Source organism: Sphingobium sp. BYY-5, from assembly GCF_022758885.1.
GTDB lineage: Bacteria > Pseudomonadota > Alphaproteobacteria > Sphingomonadales > Sphingomonadaceae > Sphingobium.
This window is the reverse complement of record NZ_JALEBH010000002.1, coordinates 410318-431362: the sequence shown is the minus strand read 5'-3', so window position 1 is coordinate 431362 and position 21045 is coordinate 410318. Positions and strand designations below refer to the sequence as shown.

At 63.5% G+C, this 21045-nt stretch carries 11 protein-coding genes; 4 read left to right on the top strand and 7 right to left on the bottom strand.

Annotation, left to right across the window (positions count from 1 at the left end; all coding sequences use genetic code 11):
• Window positions 1-202: 202 nt before the first annotated feature.
• The 7 genes from MOK15_RS18000 to MOK15_RS17970 form a co-directional block, all read right to left on the bottom strand.
• Window positions 203-3319 carry a glycoside hydrolase family 2 TIM barrel-domain containing protein gene (locus MOK15_RS18000; RefSeq protein WP_242933096.1) on the bottom strand — a complete coding sequence of 1039 codons (3117 nt, stop codon included), beginning with the start codon at window positions 3317-3319 and terminating at the stop codon, window positions 203-205.
• Window positions 3319-4836: a glycoside hydrolase family 27 protein gene (locus MOK15_RS17995; RefSeq protein WP_242933095.1), complete on the bottom strand. Its 1518-nt coding sequence runs from the start codon at window positions 4834-4836 to the stop codon at window positions 3319-3321. Before MOK15_RS17995 ends, MOK15_RS18000 begins: the two co-directional genes overlap by 1 nt.
• 53 nt (window positions 4837-4889) lie before the next feature.
• Window positions 4890-6305 (bottom strand): amino acid permease, encoded by a 1416-nt coding sequence (locus MOK15_RS17990; RefSeq protein WP_242933094.1) that lies wholly within the window; start codon window positions 6303-6305, stop codon window positions 4890-4892.
• A 24-nt stretch (window positions 6306-6329) separates the two neighbouring features.
• Window positions 6330-6986: a GntR family transcriptional regulator gene (locus tag MOK15_RS17985; RefSeq protein WP_242933093.1), complete on the bottom strand. Its 657-nt coding sequence runs from the start codon at window positions 6984-6986 to the stop codon at window positions 6330-6332.
• Between the two features lie 292 nt (window positions 6987-7278).
• Complete coding sequence (locus tag MOK15_RS17980; protein WP_242933092.1) at window positions 7279-8793, bottom strand: peptide MFS transporter; 1515 nt, start codon at window positions 8791-8793, stop codon at window positions 7279-7281.
• Window position 8794: 1 nt separating this feature from the next.
• Complete coding sequence (locus tag MOK15_RS17975) at window positions 8795-11536, bottom strand: DUF5695 domain-containing protein (RefSeq protein ID WP_242933091.1); 2742 nt, start codon at window positions 11534-11536, stop codon at window positions 8795-8797.
• 17 nt (window positions 11537-11553) lie between these two features.
• Complete coding sequence (locus MOK15_RS17970) at window positions 11554-13917, bottom strand: DPP IV N-terminal domain-containing protein (protein ID WP_242933090.1); 2364 nt, start codon at window positions 13915-13917, stop codon at window positions 11554-11556.
• 310 nt (window positions 13918-14227) lie between these two features.
• Between MOK15_RS17970 and MOK15_RS17965 the strand changes: the two genes are divergently transcribed.
• From MOK15_RS17965 to MOK15_RS17950, 4 genes are read left to right on the top strand one after another with little or no spacing between them, the layout of a single operon-like run.
• Window positions 14228-16597, top strand: a complete 2370-nt coding sequence (locus MOK15_RS17965) for a glycoside hydrolase family 127 protein (RefSeq protein ID WP_242933089.1) — start codon at window positions 14228-14230, stop codon at window positions 16595-16597.
• Window positions 16594-17616 (top strand): Ldh family oxidoreductase, encoded by a 1023-nt coding sequence (locus tag MOK15_RS17960; protein ID WP_242933088.1) that lies wholly within the window; start codon window positions 16594-16596, stop codon window positions 17614-17616. Before MOK15_RS17965 ends, MOK15_RS17960 begins: the two co-directional genes overlap by 4 nt.
• Window positions 17613-19385 carry a DUF885 family protein gene (locus tag MOK15_RS17955; RefSeq protein WP_242933087.1) on the top strand — a complete coding sequence of 591 codons (1773 nt, stop codon included), beginning with the start codon at window positions 17613-17615 and terminating at the stop codon, window positions 19383-19385. Before MOK15_RS17960 ends, MOK15_RS17955 begins: the two co-directional genes overlap by 4 nt.
• On the top strand, window positions 19375-20934 hold the full coding sequence (locus MOK15_RS17950; RefSeq protein WP_242933086.1) for a family 43 glycosylhydrolase: 1560 nt from the start codon (window positions 19375-19377) through the stop codon (window positions 20932-20934). Before MOK15_RS17955 ends, MOK15_RS17950 begins: the two co-directional genes overlap by 11 nt.
• Window positions 20935-21045: the final 111 nt, after the last annotated feature.

Sequence of the window (21045 nt, the reverse complement as noted above, 5' to 3'; positions counted from 1 at the left end):
AGGCCGGGGTCCAGTTTCACGGTCTGAATTGGACCCCGGCCTTCGCCGGGGAACAACCAGCCGATTTCGGTAAGTCATTCTCTTTGCAACTTGGTATAAACGATAGTGGTGACCGGATCATGCAAGTCCGGTCACGCTGAAACAAAAGGCCCGCCTGCATCGATATGCAGGCGGGCCTTTTATCGTGCCGGACCGGGAGGTGTCAGCGCGATGCGTCGATGGTGAAGGAATAGGTCATCGACTTGAGCGGGATGCGGAAGGGCATGTGGGGCCGTCCGTCCAGATTCCATCCGGTGTCGCCGCCCACGCCCGCCTGCGCCGCATCGATCAGCAGCGTGCCATTGCCATGCGGGCGGATGTCGGAACTGTGCGCTTGGGCCGGTGGCTTCATCGCCAGGTCGGCATAGGGGAAGGCGAGCGCATTGACCGAGAGCGGTTGCGCGCCGATGACACGCAGGCCCGTGCCGCCGCCGGTCAGCTCGATCCAGCGCACGTCGCTCTTGTTCCCCGATTCCTGCGGACGGGCATAATCATGATATTGATCCGCGACGGTCCCGCTCCAACGTGCGATAAGGCCGCCGGTCTTGCGGTCAGCATAGGTCTCCTGCGGGCCACGGCCGTACCAGTTCACTTTGGTCAGGGTGGCGGATGTGTCGAAGGCAAGGCCGACCCGCAATGGATCGGGCAGCGTGTCGCGGATCGGATCGAAGCGCATCGTTACGCCGACGCGGCCGTCCGCCGCCATCGTCCAGCGGGTTTCGACCTTCACCGATCCCACGCCCATATCGTGGCGCACGATGATGGCGTTGCCCGATCGCTCGACCGATTCCACGCGCCGATGCTCGGAGAAATATTGCCACATGGCATGGCTTTTGGGGACGCCTGCGCCGATGTCATTGTCGGTCGGCGCGCGCCAGAAATTGGGTGCGCCGCCGGAGAGGAGCAGCGTACCGCCACGCGCATAGCGCCGCACCAGCCCGGTCGCGCGGTCGATCTCCAGCACATTGCCGCCGGCCGACAGGCTGAGCGTGCCGGACGTCTCGACTGGCACAATATCGCCGGGCGGTGGCGCGGGGAGGGCGGGCGCGGACAGGGGAAATTGCTCCCAGCCCACGACATGGCCAGCGGGCAGCATCGGCACCGCACCTGCCCTGGCGCGGGCGCGCAATATAAGGATGCGCTCGGCCGATCCATTTTTCGGCGCGGGGAGGGATAGGGGCAGCGGCGCGCTTTCCCCCGGCGCGACGGTGGGCATGGGCAGGCTGCCCTGCGCGGCGGCGACGCCGTCCTCCATCAGCGTCCAGTCCAATGTGAAGCGCGACAGGTCGATATGGTCGTGGCGGTTGAGGATATGATAGCCGCCGGCGTCAGCTGTGAAGGCGATCGGGGACTGAACCTTGGCCAGTTCATAATATTCCGGATCGGGCGTGCGGTCGGACTGGATCACACCGTCGCCCACCGGGCTGTCGTCGCCATGCACGCCGGGCGCCTTGGGATCGGGATCATAGTCCAGCCCCTGGCCCCAATAGGGCCGCCCGTCCTTGTCCGTCATCAGGATCGTCTGGTCGACCCAGTCCCAGACGAAACCGCCCTGCAACTTTCGATGCGACCGCATTGCCTGCCAATATCCCTCCAGATCGCCCAGGCTGTTGCCCATGGCATGGGCATATTCGCAGAGGATCAGCGGTTGTTTGAGGGCCGGGTCCTGCGCATAATCCACCATCTTGGGCACATCGTCATACATGGGCGCGAAGATATCGACATAGGGGTTCACCGGGTGGCGCCAGCCGCTCATGCTCCAGCCCAGGAAGCTGACGAGGCGCGACGGGTCATTGGCCTTCACCCATTTCGCCGCTTCCTCGAAGCTGGAGCCGATGCCGGTCTCATTGCCCAGCGACCAGAAGATGACGGAAGGATGGTTGCGATCGCGCGCGACCATCCGCTGCACCCGGTCGAGATGCGCGGCGCGCCAGGCAGGGTCGTTGCCCAGCAGCACGGAAGGATCATTGCCCCGCTCCTGCGACAGGCTGAGATAGCCATGGCTCTCAATATTGGCCTCATCCATGATGTAGAGCCCATATTCGTCGGCCAGATCATACCAGCGCGGATCGTTGGGATAGTGGGATGTGCGCACCGCATTGATATTGGCCGCCTTCATCAGTTCGATGTCGCGGCGCATGGTCGCTTCGGAAACGATGCGGAAGGTCTTGGGATCATGTTCGTGGCGATTGACGCCGCGGATCATGATCCGCTTGCCGTTCACCCGCACTTCGCCTTCGGCGATCTCGACGGTGCGGAAACCGATGCGGCGGCTGGTCGCCTCGATCAGCTTGCCCTTGTCATCCAGCAGTTCGATCAGCAGCGTGTAGAGATTGGGTGTTTCGGCGGTCCATGCCTTCACGTCCGGCAGACTGGCGGCGATCCGGACGGAAGGGCGGCCGTTTGCTTCACGCACGAACAGGCTGTGTTGGCCATCGAGCAGGGTCGCGCGTACGCGCGTCGCGGCTGGACCGCTGCCACCGACATCGACCGTCAGACCCAACCGTCCGTCGCGATAGTCATGCTCCAGTCCGGCATCGACGGTCAGATCACGGATATGGGTTGGCGGCGCTGCATAAAGGCTGATGCTGCGCTCGATGCCGTTGACCCGCCAGAAGTCCTGATCTTCCAGATAGCTGCCATCGGCGAAGCGATAGAGTTCGATCGCGATCAGATTGCGGCCGGGGCGCGCGTAACGGCTGATGTCGAATTCGGCGGGCAGTTTGGAGTCTTCGGAATAGCCGACCTGCTGGCCGTTGACCCAGAGATAATAGGCCGCGCCCGCCGCGCCGATGGTCAGCAGCAGGCGGCGGCCGGCGAAATGGGCGGGGATGACGACTTCGCGCCGATAGGAGCCGACCTCGTTGAGGCTGTGATCGATTTTCGGCTGGTTACGCGGAAAGGGATAGCCGCTGCCGACGAAGACCGGGCGGCCATGGCCCTCCGCCTGCCAGATGCCGGGCACCGTTATCGTGCCCCAGCCGCTGGTGTCATAATCGGGACGATAGAAGTCGACCGGGCGGCTTTCGGGTGTGGGCGAAAGGTGAAACTTCCATTCGCCGTCGAGCGAGAGATGATAGCGGGACTTGGCCGTATCGCGCGACAGGGCGCCCGCGCGCGTCTCGAACCCGTCGAAAGTCGTGTGCATCGGCTCGGCACCTTGGCGGGTCACCTCCGGCTGTTCCCATTCGGGCGGATCGACCTGCGCAAAGGTTGGAACGAGAAGAAGACTGGTGACTAAAGCGCTGGCGGCGCAGGATTGCATCAGTATTCGTATCATTATTGCCCCTTCACCGCGATCATCACCGCGCCATGCGCCGGGACGGTGTAGCTGGTTGGCAGGATGGCGGCGGTGGCGCCCGACCAGAGATCCTCGACCTGGGTAACAGAGGAGAAACCGGCGTCGGCGGCGGTCAGCTCCAGAGACGCGCTTTCGGCGCCGCGATTGAACAGGGCCAGCGCCACGCGACCATCGGCGAGCGGCTTGGCCCAGACTTCCAGCGCGCCCTGTTTGCGCACCGCCTTGCCCTGCACGCCGCGCGCATCCTGATCGACCGCGATGACGCGGCGATTGGTCAGCAGAGCCAAGGTCTCCGCGCTCGTTTCGCGCAGGTCATGGCCCATCATCAGCGGCGCGGCCGACATGGCCCATAGCGTCATATGGGTGCGATATTCGGCGGCGCTCATCCCGCCATTGCCGATTTCCAGCATGTCGGGATCGTTCCAGCCATGCGGGCCAGCATGAGCGGGATTGCCATTCTTGTCGAAGCCGATTTTGGTCATCGTCTCATAATCGTCGGTGATGTCGCCGGTCGTGCGCCAGAGCTGACCACCCACGTCCCGGCCCCAACTGCCCACGTCGAAGCGGCCATATTCGCAGAGCGAGAAGAGGATGTCCCGCCCGGTCGCCTGCAACGCTGCGCCCATTTCATGATAGCTGCGTTTCACCCTATCGGCATCGGCGTAGAACCATTCGCCCGAGCAGAGATCATATTTCAGATAGTCGAAGCCCCAATCGGCGAAACTCTTCGCATCCTGCGCGACATGGCCGTAGCTGCCTTCATATCCGGCGCAGGTGCGCGGCCCCTGCGAACTATAGATGCCGATCTTCAGCCCCTTCGAATGGACATAGGCGGTCAACGCCTTCATGTCCGGGAACTTCTCATTGGGCTGGAGCATATCATTGGCGTCGCGCTTGCCCTGCCAGCCATCATCGATGTTGATGTAAAGATAGCCCGCATCGCGCAGGCCGGTTGACACCATCGCGTCGGCCATGGCCCGCACCGTCCTGTCGTCGATATGTTCGGCGAATTTGTTCCAACTGCTCCATCCCATGGGGGGTGTCGTGGCGAGCTTGCCGGGAATGGGCTGGCCCAGCGGCGGCAGCGCGGTGAAGCGGAAGGTGCGGGCCTTGGCGTCTTTCGTCGTGCCACGATAGCCCTGGGTATCGACCTCGCTCGCCCAGATTCGGCCTTTCAGATGTGCCTGCCCCTTGTCCAGGCTGACACTCCATGGGCGTGTGGGATGATCGCGATCATTGATGTTGCGCGCTTCGAACAGCAGGCGGCCGTCCTGGATACGCGGGTTCATCATCTCGATCGGGCCGTACCAGAGAGTGGTGACATGACCTTCGATTTTCGCGCCCTTGCTCCTTACTTCCATCATCGTGACGCCGGGCATCGGGGGCGCCTTGTCGAACAGCCAGACGCCGTCGAAAGCGGTTTTGGCAGCGGCAGGAGATGCTGCACAGAGGGAGGCGGCAGCAAGGGCGGTTGCGGTGAAAAGGGCGCGTGACATCGCGATCTCCTTCGGCATCGGATTGGAGCTGATATGGACAGGATGCGCCGCCGTCAGGCGATGGCGGCATCCCGTCGGGCATCGCTGCGGCTGCGGCTGTAAAGGAAGTAGAAGAGCAGGCCGATCACGTTCCAGACGCCAAAGCGCACCAGCGTGGCGTCGGGCAGGCTGAAGAGCAGATAGGCGCAGCCCAATATGGTCAGCGTGCCGACGACATAGGGTTGCGGGCAACGGAACAGGCGCGGCAATTCGGGCGATCGGCGGCGCAGGATCATGAGGCAGGCGCCCACCGCCATGAAGGCGATCAAGGTGCCGGCATTGGCGAGTTCGGCGATCTCATCCAGGCGGAAGATACCGGCGACCAGGGCGATCGAGATACCGGTCATCAGTGTGATGCGGGTCGGCGCGCCCGTGCGCGGGCTGATCTTGGCCAGGCTACGCGGCAGCAGCCCGTCGCGCGCCATGACGAAGAAGACGCGGCTTTGCCCATACATCATCACCAGAATGACCGAAGGCAGGGCGATGACGGCGGCGAGCGCGATCAGGTGGGCGGCGACCGGCTGGCCAAGCTGGCGCAGGACCAGCGCCAGCGGCTCCGGCGAATTGGCGAGCTGGAGGAAGGGCAGGGCGCCCACGGCGGCGATAGCGACCGCCATATAGATGACGGTGCAGACCAGCATCGACCCGATGATGCCGATGGTCAGGTCGCGACCCGGATTCTTGGCTTCTTCCGCCGAAGTAGCGACGGCATCGAAGCCATAGAAGGCAAAAAAGACGATGGCCGCCGCCGCCATCACGCCGCGCTTCTGCCCCTCAATCTCTGTGCTGGCGAAACCATAGGGCATGAAGGGTTCGAGATTGGTCGATTGAAAGGCAGGCAGCGCCATCGCGACGAAGATCGACAGGGCAATCAGCTTGATGATGACGAGGATGATGTTGAGCGTTGCGCTTTCGCGCGTCCCGGCGATCAACATCCCCATCACGGCCAATGCGACGAGGACGGCAGGCAGGTTGATGAGACCCCCGCCATGCGGCCCGACCAGCAACATCGCGGGCAGATGGACGCCCGTCGATTGCAGCCAGCCGACCAGATAGCCCGACCAGCCTACCGCGACGGTCGAACAGGCAAGCGAATATTCGAGGATCAGACTCCAGCCGACGATCCAGGCGATGGTTTCGCCCATGGCGGCATAGCTGAACGTATAGGCGCTGCCCGCCGCCGGGATAAGGGTGGCCATTTCGGCATAGGCGAGCGCGGCGCAGGCGCAGACCGCGCCGGCAATGGCGAAGGCCAGGATGACGGCGGGGCCGGCGCGCTCGGCGCCGACACCTGTCAGTGTATAGATGCCGGTGCCGACGATCGCGCCGACGCCCAGCGCGATCAGATGGGGCCAACTCAATGTCTTGGCCAGACTATGCCCGGACTCGCGCTGGGCGAGCTTTTCGATGGATTTGCGTGGTCCGAGCATGTTGTCCCCTTTATGGCGTCCGGATCATTGTGTGTGGCTGGCGGCGAGTTGCGCCCGCAGATCGTCCAGCGTGCTGGCGATGTGGCTGGTCAGCAATGACTGGACGTCATCCCCCTTGCCCGCGAGCCAGGCGTCGAGCAGCGCCTGATGTTCCAGATGAGCGCGGTCGCCGCGGCCGGCTGGCTCCAGATGCGCGAGCACATAGCGTTCGGCCAGCACTTCCAGCCGCTCGACCAACTGGGTGGTCAGCAGCCGCCCGCCCGGACGAACCAGCGAGACGTGAAATTCCCGGTTGCGCACCGCGACATCGTTCAGATTGTCATGCGCTGCGGCGTCCAGCAGTTCGAAGGCCTTGATCGCCGCCTGCTTGTCCTCTTCCGTCGCGCGGACGCAGGAAAAGGCGGCAGCGACCGGTTCGATCACCAGGCGCAGCAGGTAGATTTCCTCGGCCTGGTCGGCCGACATGGGGCGGACGAACCAGCCGCGATTGGCCTGACTGGTCAGTAATCCCTCATGCTCCAGCCGCGCCAGCGCTTCGCGCAAGGGAATTTTGCTGACGCCCAGTTCGGCCGCGAGAGCATCCTGCCGTACCGGCTCCCGGTCAGGCAACTTTCCCTCGACAATCCGTTCGCGGATCACTTCAAAGATACGTTCGGCAAGAGTGCGGACGACGATGGTCACCTGTCTGTCTCCATATAGGGCGCTGCGATGCCGGAATAGCGCGTCGCAACCAGACCGTATATGGTAGATGATGTGGTGTTGCACTGCAAAGGCGTGGCTTTATCGATGCCCGACAGCATGATCATCGCCCGGCACGCACGTCGGCACGAGCCGACGATAATATACTGGGATGGATGTCGCGCATGGTGGAGCAAGGCCTGTTGCTGTGCATAATTTATATAAGGTATACGATAAATTATCGAGGATGCAATGCGTTTTCGCTTCCGCCTTCCTGCCAGAGCGGCGGACCGGCTTAGACCGGGATAGCGCCTCGCCAGCGGATGTATTGCTGCGCCCCGATATTGAGGGTCAGGACGAATGCGCCGATCGCTGCCGCGACCAGGCCGATGCGCAGATAGGCGTCGAGGATGATCGCCCGGTCGCCGCCATTGGCGCCGCCGCCCATCACCTCGATCACCGAAGCGATGACGCCCGCGCTGAAATTGCCCGCCGCCGTCGCCAGGAACCAGGTGCCCATCAGGAAGCTGGTCATGTGGCGCGGCGCGAAGCGCGACATGGCGGACAGGCCCACCGGGGAAAGGCACATTTCCCCCACGGCATGACAGAGGAACAGCAGGAAGATGAAGGTGAGCGGCACTTTCTGATCCGCCGGTACAAGCTGCGCCGCCGCCATCAGCACGAAGCCGCCGCCGACCATGATGATGCCGAAACCGAAGCTGCTGAGCGGGGTCGGCATTCGGTTGCGTTTCGCCAGTCGCAGCCACAGCGCGGCGAAGGGCAAGGCGATCAGGCAGACGAAGAGAGGGGGTAGCGCCTGGAAGACCGAAGCCGGTACCTCATAGCCCAGGATCATGCGGTTTACATGATAGTCGATGAAGAGGTTGAGCGACGATCCGCTTTGTTCATAGAGGCCCCAGAAGACCGGTTGAATGACGACCAGCGCCAGCGCATACAGCAGCTTGCGCCGTTCCTCCCCCTCCAGCCGCGCCAGTGCGATCCAGACCAGCAGCAGCCCGACCAGCAGCCCGCCTGCGGCGAGAAGCGTGCCGGTCAGCTTGGGCGACACCAACAATAGCCAACTCAGCAGGGTGAGGGGGATGGTGCTGCCATAGATCAGCCATTCGCGTTTCACGCCCAGCACGGGTTGCGCCAGGGCTGCCGGATCGGGCGCTTCGCCGCCGCCCAGCAGATGACGCTTGCCGCGCGCAAAGACGATGATGCCCGCGATCATGCCGATGGCCGCCGCGCCGAAGCCGTAGCTCCAGCCCAGCGTTTCGCCCAGCAGGCCACACATCAACGGACCGACCGCGCCGCCGATGTTGATGCCCATGTAGAAGAGTGTGTAGGCGGAATCCCGTCGCGGATCATGCTGGGCATAGAGCTTGCCCACCAGCGCCGAGATATTGGCTTTGAGAAAGCCGGTGCCGACAACGATGAGCGACAGGCCGATCCAGAAGACGCCTAACGTGGCTTGCGATCCACCCAGGAAATCTTCCGTTCCCAGCAATATATGGCCGCTGGCGATCACCATCCCGCCGAACAGCACCGCCTTGCGCTGCCCCAGCCACCTGTCTGCCAGATAGCCGCCGATCATCGGCGAGAGGAAGACCAGGGCCAGATAGGAACCGTAGAGAAGGCCCGATTCCTTGCCCGAATAGAGAAAATGGCGAGTGAGATAGAAAATCAGGAGCGCGCGCATCCCGTAGAAGGAGAAGCGTTCCCATAATTCGGTGAAGAAGAGGACGTAGAGACCCTTGGGATGGCCCCAGAGCGTTTCGGGCTGATGGGACGGAATGGTGATCGCCATGTCAGCGTGGGATCAGCGTGACGCGCGTCACTCCAGCGTCCAGCGGGATGGCATAGCCGCCTCGATCGGCTGCTGCGCCGTCGATCGCATAGGGGCGGCCGTCCCTGGTTGTTGTCTCGAACAGCAGCCGCGCCTTGGGAGTGGCAGCATCGGCGGGATCGAGCGCCAATATGACCTGTCCCGAAGCGCTGTCATAGTCGGCGCCGGCGATCCGCCCCGCCTCCAGCGTGATCCACAGGCCTGCCGGCGCAATGAACAGGCGACGGCGCGCGCCGTCCTGCGGCACGACATGGACGATTGCGCCATCGGCCTGCACCTTGCCGCCGAAGCCCAGCCAGCCGAATGTCTTATCCTTCACCACATAAGTCGCCGATGCGATCGCATGGCCGTAAAAGCCCATGCCATAATCGCCGCTGATCGCGTCCCATTTCATCATGTCGGGCCAGCTATGGAAGGCGGCCGAACCGAAGCCCTGCTGGTCGATATTGGTGATGCCGCCCATCATCCCGCCATAGGCAACGCGCAGCAGGTGCAGGTCTTCGGGATTCTGGCGATAGGCGTCGAACAGCGGCACGGCGTTGAGCGCTGATCCATAATGGTGAATCTGCCGCTCGATCCGTGATACCTTGCCGCCGTAGAGGAAGTCCCAATAGCGACGGGCATTGCCGTTATAGCCCCAACTAGGGATGGTCGGGTCATAGCCCAATATTACCTCTTTGGTTATGTCGGCCTGTGGCTGATACCCGAAATAGCGCATCCAGGCATAGACTTCGGGCTGGCCGGTCGAATCCCAGGCCATTTCGCTACCGAAAGGATATTTGAGCGTGCGCCAATGGTCGGCGCGACCCTTCATCAGCTTCTCCATCTCGTCCGCTTCGGTGGTCAGGCCTTCGCGCTTCAGATCCTTGAGGATGTCGAGGAAGACGTCGCCTTCCATCTGCCCGAATTGGGCATAATAGGGTGCATCGCGCATCATCGCGACCGAGGTGCGATAAGCCCAGTCGAGATAGAAGCGCCAGTCATGCTGCTTCACCAGCCCCTGGTTTTCGCGGGCGAGGCGATAGAGCACCCAATGGCCGATCGCGACATGGGGATAATTATAGGAGCGGCCGAGATCGTCGGCCTCTTTCTTCGGCCAGGCGGTCCAGTTCTTCCAGTTGATCGACGGATCGTAGAAGTTCGGAAACGCCTTGGGATCGTAATAGAAAAGGCTCTTCTTGACGGCCCCGGCATGGTCGCCTTCCGCGACTTGGAGATGACCGAGGACCGTCTCGTTGACCAGCCGCTCCAGCTTGGCGACCTCTTCCGGGTTCGGATTGTCGAGTTGCTTGATCGCGGCGGCGACCCAGCTTCCCGCGCCGCCTTCATCGCTCATCCCGGCGACCCAGACGCGGCCGTCCTGGGTCAGGATTTTATTCTCCTCCCGGTCATAGGTGAGGATGGCGGGCGAACGGTGGAAAGGGTCATCCTTGCCCTCGAACCACTGATTGGTCGTAGTGAAGTGGCCGATATCGGCCATCACCTGCTCCAGCGGCTTGGTGATATAGTAGCTGACGGTCTGGGCCTGCCCGTCGGCATAGGTGATGGTGAGACGGGCCTGACCCCAGCCGCTGGCCTTCACATCATAGCGCGCCCAGCCGGTGCCGCTGTCCGCGGGCGTTGCGGTCAGCGCGGTGGCGGGGAAGCTTTCGATCTTCGCGACCGGGCTGGGTGATTTCAGGAAGAGGCTGGCGGACTGGTCGGAGGGTACGACATAGCCGGGAATCCCGACCGCAACTGGCCGCTTGTTGGCGACCAGTATATCCTCGATCGCGCGGATGCCGGGGGAGGTTACGAAGCGCAGGCCGATGGTGCGGCTCTGGCCGGGGGTAAGCGTGATGCTGGTCGGCTCGTTCCATTGTTGCCCGGCCTTGGCCCATTCCTTCTGGGCAAAGCCCTTGCTGGCGATGGTCCAGTCGTAGAAGCCTTCCGACACCTGGCTGCGGGGGCTGCGGTCGATGAAGATGTCGTCCTTGGGCGCGGCGCGCGCTTCCAGTACCGGGCGATAGGCTTCGAGCGGAGTGCCCTTTTCGGGCAGCACCAGCAGGGCGGGGCCTTGGCCGTTGAGGCGCGTGACCTGCACATAGCCCGCGTCGCGGCCGATATAGGGATCGACGAAACTCGCCTGTGCATGGGCCTGATCCAGGTCGCGATCGAGGATGATATTGTCGAACACCATCGGCAGGCCGAGCGCACCGATCTCCACCGGCGCGCGGCTGGTGTTCACCAGCGTGAAGCGCAGCGCGAGCACGCCATTGTCATTGACCCACTGCCGCTCGACGCGCAGCGGGATGTCCGCGCCCATCGACGCCGTGATGTCCGCCGCCGCCAGCATGTCGCCGCGCACCGCCAGCTTGACGATGGGCTTGCGCGCATGGGCGGAGGAGAAATCCTGCCACGCCCCGTCGCCGCTTTTCAGGCGGATGTGGATGTCGCCGATATGGACATAGCCATCGCCCGCTCGCTCGGCCTCCCGGCCCGCAGGCACGAAGTCGAACGTGGTCTCCCCGGTCGGAGACAGATGCGCCAGCGTCTGCGTGTCGGTGCGCAGCGCGAGGTCGAAGGCCGGGGTCCTGAACGCGGTCCTCGCGATCGGCGGGAAGACCTTCTTGGCCGGCTGGGCCTGAGCGAGGGCGCCTGCGGCAGGCATCATGACCGGCGCGGACGCCAGCAGCAGGGCGATGAGCGGCAGTGTCTTTGTCATCTCTGTCCTCATGGAAATCATCTGGCCGCAGCGGTGCGGGCAGCTTGCGGTCCGGCAATTGGCACATCCAACGGCGGCGGCGTTTCGCCGAGCAGGTTCAGCGTGAAATAGTCACGCAGCTTCTTCCAGAAGAAGGGCTGGTAGACCCGGTGGGTGGTGTTGGGCAGCACGACCAGATCGACATCGCGTCCGGCGTCCATCAGCGCCTTGGCGAGGCGGAAGCTCTCCGTCACCGGCACATTGTCATCGATATCGCCATGGATCAGCAGCAGCTTGCCCATCAAATTGCCCGCGACCGACATGTTGCTGTTGCGCTCCCAGGTCGCTTCGTCGGCATTGCCCATGGACACTTCGGGCCACCATGTCTTGTCCAGCCGCAGGTCGTGATTGCCGGAGGAGGAGACGCCGACCTTGAAAAAATTGGGCCGCCGCAGCACGAAGCGCGCGGTGTCATATCCGCCCGCCGACCCGCCGAAGACGCCGACACGGTTCACGTCCATATAGGGATATCGGGCGGCCATCTGGCGGATGAGGGCGATATGATCGTCCAGGCCTACTTCGCCCAGATTCTGGTAGGCGGGCAGACGGAACGCCTGGCCACGCCGCGAGGTGCCCGTGCCGTCAATCATCACCACGATCGCGCCCAACTGCGCCACGCTGTTGCCCGCGACGCGACGGGCGTCGCTCCAGGTGGCCGGCACGTCGGTCGTGGTCGGCCCGGTATAGACATTGTCGATGATCGGATAGCGGCGCTTCGCATCGAAATGCGCCGGGCGGAAGATCATGCCATAGATCGGCGTATGGCCATCCGCCGCCACGCCCCGGAAGGGTTCGGGCGCGGTATATCCCGCCGTGCGCAGGCGGCTGTCATCGGCCTTTGCCAGTTCCATGACGATCCGTCCGCTCTGCCCGTCGCGCAGCACGGCGCGTGTGGGGCTGGTCGGGCTGGACATCTGATCCACGATCCACTTGCCGTCGTCGGACAGCGTCGCGTCATGATCCAGTGGTTCGGGCGTCAGTTCGGTCGGCTCGCCACCGTTCAGCGGCACGCGGTAGAGCGCGCGCCAATAGGGATTGCGGGTCTTTTCCCGGCCGACGCCGGTCACGACGAGCGATGTCTTGTCCCCGGCAACATGGTCGACCGACAGCACTTCCCATTCCCCCTGAGTAAGCATTTTCCCGCCATCGGGCGCATCAGGGGTGACGAGATAGAGCTGCGCCCAGCCGGACCGTTCGGAGATGGAGAGTTCCCCGCCCAGGTCCGGGGCGGGCAAGATCATGCTGGAGGTGACGGTGACGAGCGGTTCCACTGCCTCATGCGCGACGATGCGCGCTGCGCCGGTCTCCGGATCGGCCTGATAGACGGCTTGCTGCTTGTAGCCGCGTTCGGTCCACAGGATGCGCGGCTTGCCGTTGATCCAGCCCATGTCGGGCGGTGAGGGATAGAGGATGGATTCGCTGGGAATCGCTAGCGGCACGATCTTCGCCTTGCCCTGGCGCATCGCCTGTTCGACATTGACGACGAAGCGGGTCGCCTGCGGCAGCGTCTCCGCGCCGGCGAGAGGATAGATGTAGGAGAAGCTGCGCGGATAGAAGCTGCCTGGCGGGTTCTGCTGGGTGATGGACAGTTTCTTCACGTCGCGCGTGTCGAGCCGCCAGCTCAGAAGATAGCGGCCGTCGGGCGACCATTGGGCCGACACTGGCATGTCCGGTTCTTCGGTGCCTTCGCGCAATATGTCGGCCAGTTGCGGGATGGAGCGGCCATAGGGCTGCTCGCGCGTACCGTCGATGGTCAGCGCCACCTCGCGGCCGCTTTTGCTGTCGATGGCGATCAGATTATAGTTGCGGGCGACGATGCGGAACCGGCCGTCGGGGGAGGGAAGGGCATGATCGTCCGCTTTCTCCTCGGCGACACGTTCCGCCTTTCCGCTAGTGTCGAGACGCCACAGTCCGTCGAGCGCGCGGAAGCGAACGATGTTGGCTGCCGGGTCATAGTCGACATCCGCGATCTTCGCGGCGTCGATGTCTATTGGCTTGCCGCTCGCGGACGTCAGGGCGGCGAGCAATTGCGTCGTGGTCGTGATCTGCTTCCTGGCCAGCGTAGCGAGATCGACATAGGCATAGGTCTGGTTCAGCCGATTGCCGGTGCGATAGAACAGCCCCTTGCCGTCGCCCACAAAATGGGGGGCGACGTCCGCATTGTCGATCAGGTCGCCAAGGGCCTGGCCGTTGAATGTGTCGGCCAGCGCATAACGGGTGGCGATATCCGGCGCGGACGCCACCATAGGCGCCGCCGGTCGCGCCGAAACGGTGGTCGGGATGGTCGCTGCCCAGGCCAGCGCCAGCAGACTGATCGATTTCGAAACGGAATAAGGGAACATGCCCATGACTGCGTGCTGCCCATGATTTCAGGAAAGATGGCGCAGTCATGACCATTCATCATGGATGCGTCAATAAAATTATACGATATATGATCTGGCCTTTCCTGGCGCGGCGCCAAATGTCGCATGAAGAAGATCGCGCTGCTATGGCCCAACAGACATGTCTTTCCGGTCGAGGCGGGCGCCGCCGCCGACCCCTCTCATGTCCCTGAATAGATGCAGTTTCTGGACCGTCCGGCAAATGGGGATTGACAGGAGAAAGGCACGGCCTATCGTATAGTATACGATATTCAGTAGGAGTGTTTGGATCATGAAAGCCAATCGCCGCGAGTGGCTGGCGGGGGTTGCTGCCCTTGCCATGTGCACCGTCCCCTTTTCGGGCATGGCGGCGATCACGCCCCGGATTCCGCTGCGCGCCAAGCCTCTGCCGCTGACCGATGTGCGGCTGAACCCGTCCGACTATGCGACCGCAGTCGAGGTAAATATCGCCTATCTCCTGTCGCTCAGCCCCGATCGTTTCCTGCATAATTTCCGCAAATATGCCGGGCTGGAGCCGAAAGCGCCCATTTATGGCGGCTGGGAGTCAGATACGATCGCCGGCCATACGCTAGGCCATTATATCACAGCGCTGGTGCTGGGGTGGCAACAGGCGGGCAATGAAGAATGCCGCCGCCGCGCCGACTATATCGTCGATGAACTGGCGCTCTGCCAGGCACAGCGTAAGGACGGCTATATCGGCGCGCTCGGCCGCAAGACCAAGGATGGCAAGATCGTCGACGGCGAGCAGATTTTCCCCGAAGTCATGGCTGGGCAGATCAAGTCCGGCGGCTTCGACCTCAACGGAAGCTGGTCGCCGCTCTACACCGTCCACAAATATTTCGCTGGGCTGCTCGACGTCCATGGCGCCTGGGGCAATGCCACGGCGCTGGATGTGGCGACCGGCCTCGCCGGCTATTTCGAGAAGGTGTTCGCCGCGCTCAATGACGCGCAGATGCAGGAACTGCTGGGTTGCGAATATGGCGGTCTTAACGAAAGCTATGCTGAACTTTATGCTCGCACCGGCGACGCGCGCTGGCTGGTGGTGGCGGAGCGCATCTATGACCGTAAGGTTCTCGATCCGCTGGTGGCGCAGGAAGACAAGCTCGCCAATTTCCACGCCAATACGCAGGTGCCCAAGCTGATCGGCCTGGCGCGCATCCATGAACTGACCGGCAAGGAGGAACCGGCGCGGGCCGCGCGCTTCTTCTGGGAACGGGTGACGCAGCATCACAGCTATGTGATCGGCGGCAATGCCGACCGCGAATATTTCTTCGAACCCGATACGGTGGCGTTGCACCTGACCGAATCCACCTGCGAACATTGCAACAGCTATAATATGCTGAAGCTCACCCGGCATCTCTATGGCTGGCAGCCCGACGGCGCGCTGTTCGACTATTATGAGCGCGCGCATCTTAATCATGTCATGTCGGCCCAGAACCCCGCCAATGCCGGCTTCACCTATATGACGCCGATGATGAGCGGCGCGCCGCGCGGCTATTCGCAGCCCGACGAGGATGCCTTCTGGTGTTGTGTCGGCTCCGGCATGGAAAGCCACGCGAAGCATGGCGATTCCATCTATTGGGAGGGTGACGACACGCTGTTCGTCAATCTCTACATCCCGTCCGAAGCCCAATGGAAGGCGAAGGGTGTCGGCCTGACGCTCGATACCGAATATCCGTTCAAGCCCGGCATCCGCCTGACGATAGACGCCGCGCGACAGGGGCAGTTTGCACTCGCGCTGCGTATTCCCGGCTGGGCGAACGGGCGCTTTACCCTGACCGTCAACGGCAGCCCGGTGTCGGCGATGCCCGCCAATGGCTATGCGGTCATCAACCGGCGCTGGAAGAAGGGCGATGTGGTGTCGCTTTCGTTACCGCTCGACCTGCGCCTCGAATCCGCGCCGGGGGCACCTGATGTCGTTGCGGTGGTGCGCGGGCCGATGGTGATGGCGGCCGACCTTGGTCCGGCGGAAATGGACTGGACCGGCGTCGAACCCGCAATGGTCGGCGAAGAGCCGCTGACCGCCTTCGCCCCGATCGTGTCGGATCGCCCGCGCTATCGCACGCAGAATATCATCCGTCCGGCGAACCTCGCCTTCGTGCCTTTCTACAGCCAATATGAACGGCGCAGCGCGGTCTATTTCAAGCGTTTCTCCGAAACGGCGTGGAAGCAGGAGGAGGCCGCCTTCCTTGCCGAACAGGCGCGGCAGAAGGATCTCGCCGCCCGATCGATCGACATCATGCATCTGGGCGAGATGCAGCCCGAACGCGATCATGCGCTGACGTCGGAGATCAGCTATCCCGTCTCCTATCGCGGACGCAACGGACGTGATGCGCGATCGGGCGGCTATTTCGAGTTCGCCATGAAGGTGAAGCCCGGCCCGCTGCTGCTCCAGGCGACCTATTGGGGTGGCGAGCGCAAACGCAGCTTCGACATAGTGATCGACAATGTGACGCTCGCCACCCAGAGCCTCGATAACGACAGACCGGGCAAGTTCCTGGATGTCGACTATCCGATCCCGGAGGCGCTGACCAAGGGCAAGAACAGCGTCAAGGTGCGTTTCGTGCCGCATGATCGTAGTTCGGCCGGGCCGGTGTTCGGCGTGCGCCTCTTCACCGCCAAGCCCGGCACCCCGGCGTGAGTGATGTCGCGCTGACGCTGGGGCAAGCGGATGCGCTGGCCCGCAAGGTGCTTGAAAGCCGTGGCCTCGCGCCCGATCACGCCGCCGCCGTCGCGCGGACCATGGTGGCGGGCGAGCGGGACGGTTGCGCGTCGCACGGCCTCTATCGCCTGCTGGTCGCCGCCAATTCGATCGAGCGCGGGGTCGTCGTACCCGACGCCGTGCCGGTGGTGAGCGAACCGGCCGCTGCGCTGGTTCGTGTCGATGGCAAGGGCGGCTTTGCGCAATTACCCTTCGAGCGCGGCCTCCCGCTGTTGGTCGGCAAGGCGCGCAAGTTCGGCATCGCCGCCATGGCGCTCAACAATGTCGTGCATTTTGCCGCGCTCTGGCCGGAAGTCGAGGCGGTCGCCGAACAGGGACTGGTCGGCCTCGCTTTCACCCCCAGCCATGCCTGGGTCGCGCCGGAGGGTGGGACGAAGCCTGTCTTCGGCACCAACCCGATTGCCTTTGGCTGGCCACGCCCCGGCAAGCTGCCCTTCGTCTTCGACTTTGCCACCAGCGCGGTGGCGCGGGGCGAGATCGAACTGCACCGCCGCGCGGGCAAGGCGATCCCACTCGATTGGGGCTATGATGTGGAAGGCTATCCGTCGATCGACCCGAAGGCGGTGCTGGACGGCGCGATGCGTACTTTCGGCGGGCATAAGGGGTCGGCGCTCGCCGCCATGGTCGAGCTGATCGCCGGGCCGCTGATCGGCGACATGACCAGCGCGGAGTCCATGGCGGCGGACGAAGGCCGGATGGGATCGCCGATCGGCGGCGAACTGGTCATTGCGGTCGATCCGGCGGGCTTTCTGGGCGCCAGCGTCGAGGATCATCTGCGCCGCGCTGAGGCGATGTTCGACGCGATCGAGGGGCAGGGCGCGCGCCTGCCCGGATCGCGCCGCTATGCCGCGCGGGCACGGTCGGACGTGGAAGGCGTGTGCATTCCGGTACAGCTTCACCGGGACATATTGGCATTGTTGGAAGGGGAAATGGCGTGACGATCTTTGGCGGCCGGACCTGGTTGCTTGCCGGGGCTGCATTCTTCAGCCTGACGGCGCCGTCCGCCCAGGCCCAGCCTACGGCCCTATCCGCCGACCAGGCGTTCGAGGCGATCTATACGGCGGAATATGACTGGCGGCAGAAGCAGTTCGGTCCCAGCGAGGATGGTCCCAAGGATCAGGGGCTGTTCCTGCCCGATGTTGGCCCGCAGGCGCAGGCGGCGCGGCTCGCTCGCTGGGAGCAGGTTGAAAAGCAGCTTGCCGCGATCAAAGTCGATCAATTGACGCAGGCACAAGCCGTCAATTTCGCCGTCTATAAAGGACAGATTGACGCGCTCCTCGCCGAGCAGCGTTATCGCGATTATGAAAAGCCGCTCAACGCCGACACCAGCTTCTGGGGCGAACTGGCGGGCTGGGCGCGTGATCCGCTGCGCGACGAGGCGGGCGCGCGGCGCTATATCGCCATGCTGCGTGACATTCCGCGCTATTATGACCAGCAGATCGCCAATATGCGCGCGGGCCTCAAGCGCGGTTTCACGCCCGCGCAGATCACGCTCCAGGGCCGCGACATTGGTGTCGCGCAGGTGGTTGATGCGAAGAGCGTCGAGGAGTCGCCTTTCTACGCGCCGTTCAAAACGCTACCCGCGACCATCCCCGCCGATGTGCAGGCCAAGCTGAAGGCCGAGGCGCAGGCCGCGATCACGCAGGCGGTGGTGCCCGCGCACCAGACGCTGCTGACCTTCCTGCGGCGGGAGTATATTCCCGGCGCGCGCAAGGATCTGGCCGCCTACAAGCTGCCCGACGGCAAGGCCTATTATCAGTCCAAGATCCGCGAGTTCGTCACCCTCGACAAAAGCCCGGCGGAGATCCACGAGATCGGCCTTGCCGAAATGGCGCGCATCCGCGCCCAGATGGGTGAGGTGATGCAACAGGTGGGTTTCAAGGGCGACCTTCCGGCCTTCCTCACCTTCCTGCGCACCGATCCGCAATTCTATGCCAAGACGCCGCAGGAACTGCTCAACCGGGCCGCCTGGATCGCCAAGACCTTCGACGGGAAGGCTTCGCAATATTTCGGCCGAATGCCGCGTATGCGTTTCGCGATCAAGCCGGTGCCGGACGATATCGCCCCCTTCTACACCGGCGGGCGTGGCGGGCCGGGCATCTATCTGGTCAACACCTATAACCTGCCCTCGCGTCCCTTCTACTCACAGGTCGCGCTGACCCTGCATGAAAGCGCGCCGGGCCATGCGATGCAGATGCCGCTGGCGGCCGAAAACAAGGCCTTGCCCGCCTTCCGCCGCGATACTTACCTCTCCGCCTATGGCGAAGGCTGGGCGCTCTATTGCGAGGCGCTGGGCGAGGATATGGGCATGTATGAAACGCCCTATGACCGGTTCGGGATGCTGAGCTATCAGGCGTGGCGCGCGTCGCGGCTGGTGGTCGATACGGGCATTCACGCGATGGGCTGGACCCGCAAACAGGCGCAGGATTATCTGCACGACAATACGGCCCTGTCCGATCATGAGATCGAGACGGAGGTCGATCGCTATATCGCCTGGCCGGGGCAGGCGTTGTCCTATTATATGGGCGAACTGGCCTTTGTCGGCGCGCGGCAGAAGGCGGAAAAGGCACTGGGGCCGAAGTTCAACATCCGCACCTTCCATGACGCGGTGCTGGCGTTGGGCGCGGTGCCGTTGCCGGTGATTGACCAGCGCGTAGACCAGTTGATCGCCGATGGCGGCAAGGGGCCGTATCCCGATGAGGAATAGACTGCTCGTCGGCCTTGCGCTGGCGATGGTGGCCGGTTCGGCCCGCGCGGAAGAGCCGCGCCAGATCAGCGTGCCGGGCAATCCCATCCTGGCGGATGGCGACTATTATTCGACGGACCCTGCGCCCTTCGTCGCCGATGGCGCATTGTGGATATTGGCGGGCCGCGACCAGGCGCCGCCCGACGTCAATGATTTCATCATGGGCGAATGGCAGTTGCTCAAGACCGACGATCCGGTGGCGGGCAGGTGGACCCATTATCCGAACATCGCCCGGCCCGAAAATGTCTTCGCCTGGGCGGAGGAGGCGCGCGCCTATGCCGGGCAGATCGTGCAGGGGCCGGACAAGCGTTACTATTTCTACGCGCCGGTGCTGGAAAAGAACAGTGACGCCAAGGACCGTTTCGCCATCGGCGTGGCGGTGGCGGACAGTCCGATCGGGCCGTGGCGCGATGCGCATCCGTCGGGACCAATCATCTCCCAACGAGTGCCGGTGAAGAACGATATCCAGAATATCGACCCGACCATCCTCATCGACGATGATGGCCGCGCCTATATCTATTGGGGTACGTTCGGCCAATTGCGTGGTATTGAGCTGGACCGCGACATGGTGACGCCCAAGGGAGCGGAACAGGCGATCGAAGGGCTGACCGGCTTCTTCGAGGCGCCCTGGATCATGAAGCGCAAGGGCGTCTATTATATGCTCTATGCCGGCAACAACGCCGGTCCGACCTCCGACTGCACCCAGGCGGTCTATCATGCCTGTATCGCCTATGGCACCGCGTCCTCGCCGATGGGACCGTGGACCTATCGCGGGGTCGTGCTGAAACCGGTATCCTCGACCACATCCCATCCGGGCGCGGTCGACTATAAGGGGCAATGGTATCTGGCCTATCACACCGCCGATGCGAAGGGCGGGGGGCATTTCCGCCGCAGTGTGGCAATCGACCGGATGGAATGGGATGACAGCGTCACGCCTGCGCGTATCCGCACGGTTGTGCCGACGCTGCGGCCCCAGCCGCCGTTGCCGCCTACCCGCAACATCGCGCGCGCGGCCTCTGCGAACGCCTCCAACGATCCGGTGCCGGTCCAGTTCTGGATCAAGGCGCTGAATGACGGCATCACCAAGGCTGCACCCTTGCCGCCCGATATGTGGGGAAGCTGGACCGCAAACAATCCGCCCAGCCAATGGATCGAATATCGCTGGGACAAGCCGGTCACGATCAACGGATCGCGCATCTGGTTCTGGAACGACCAGCCGGCCGGATCGGGCATCGGCGTGGCGCCGCCGGCCGCCTGGCATCTGGAATATTGGAACCAGGGGTGGGAAGCCGTGCCGGGCCATGGCGTTTACGGCACCACGCCTGGCATGTTCCAGGCGGTTGCTTTCCCGCCGATCCGCACCCGTTGCCTGCGGGCGGTCATGACGGCGTCGGGTGACGGCAAGAGCCACGCCGGCCTTGCCGTCCAGGAATGGGCGGTGCTGGCACCCAAGGCTGCGCCGCCGATTACGCGCAAAGGGGATGAAGGACCGGCGCCCGCCTGCGGTTGAACCGTACAGCAAAACGGACAGTTCCACGACAAGGGGAATGCGGATGAGCCGCATTCCCCTTTTTCTTTGATTTTCTGTGACTTGGGCGGGTGATTTTGCACCTTTGCGGCT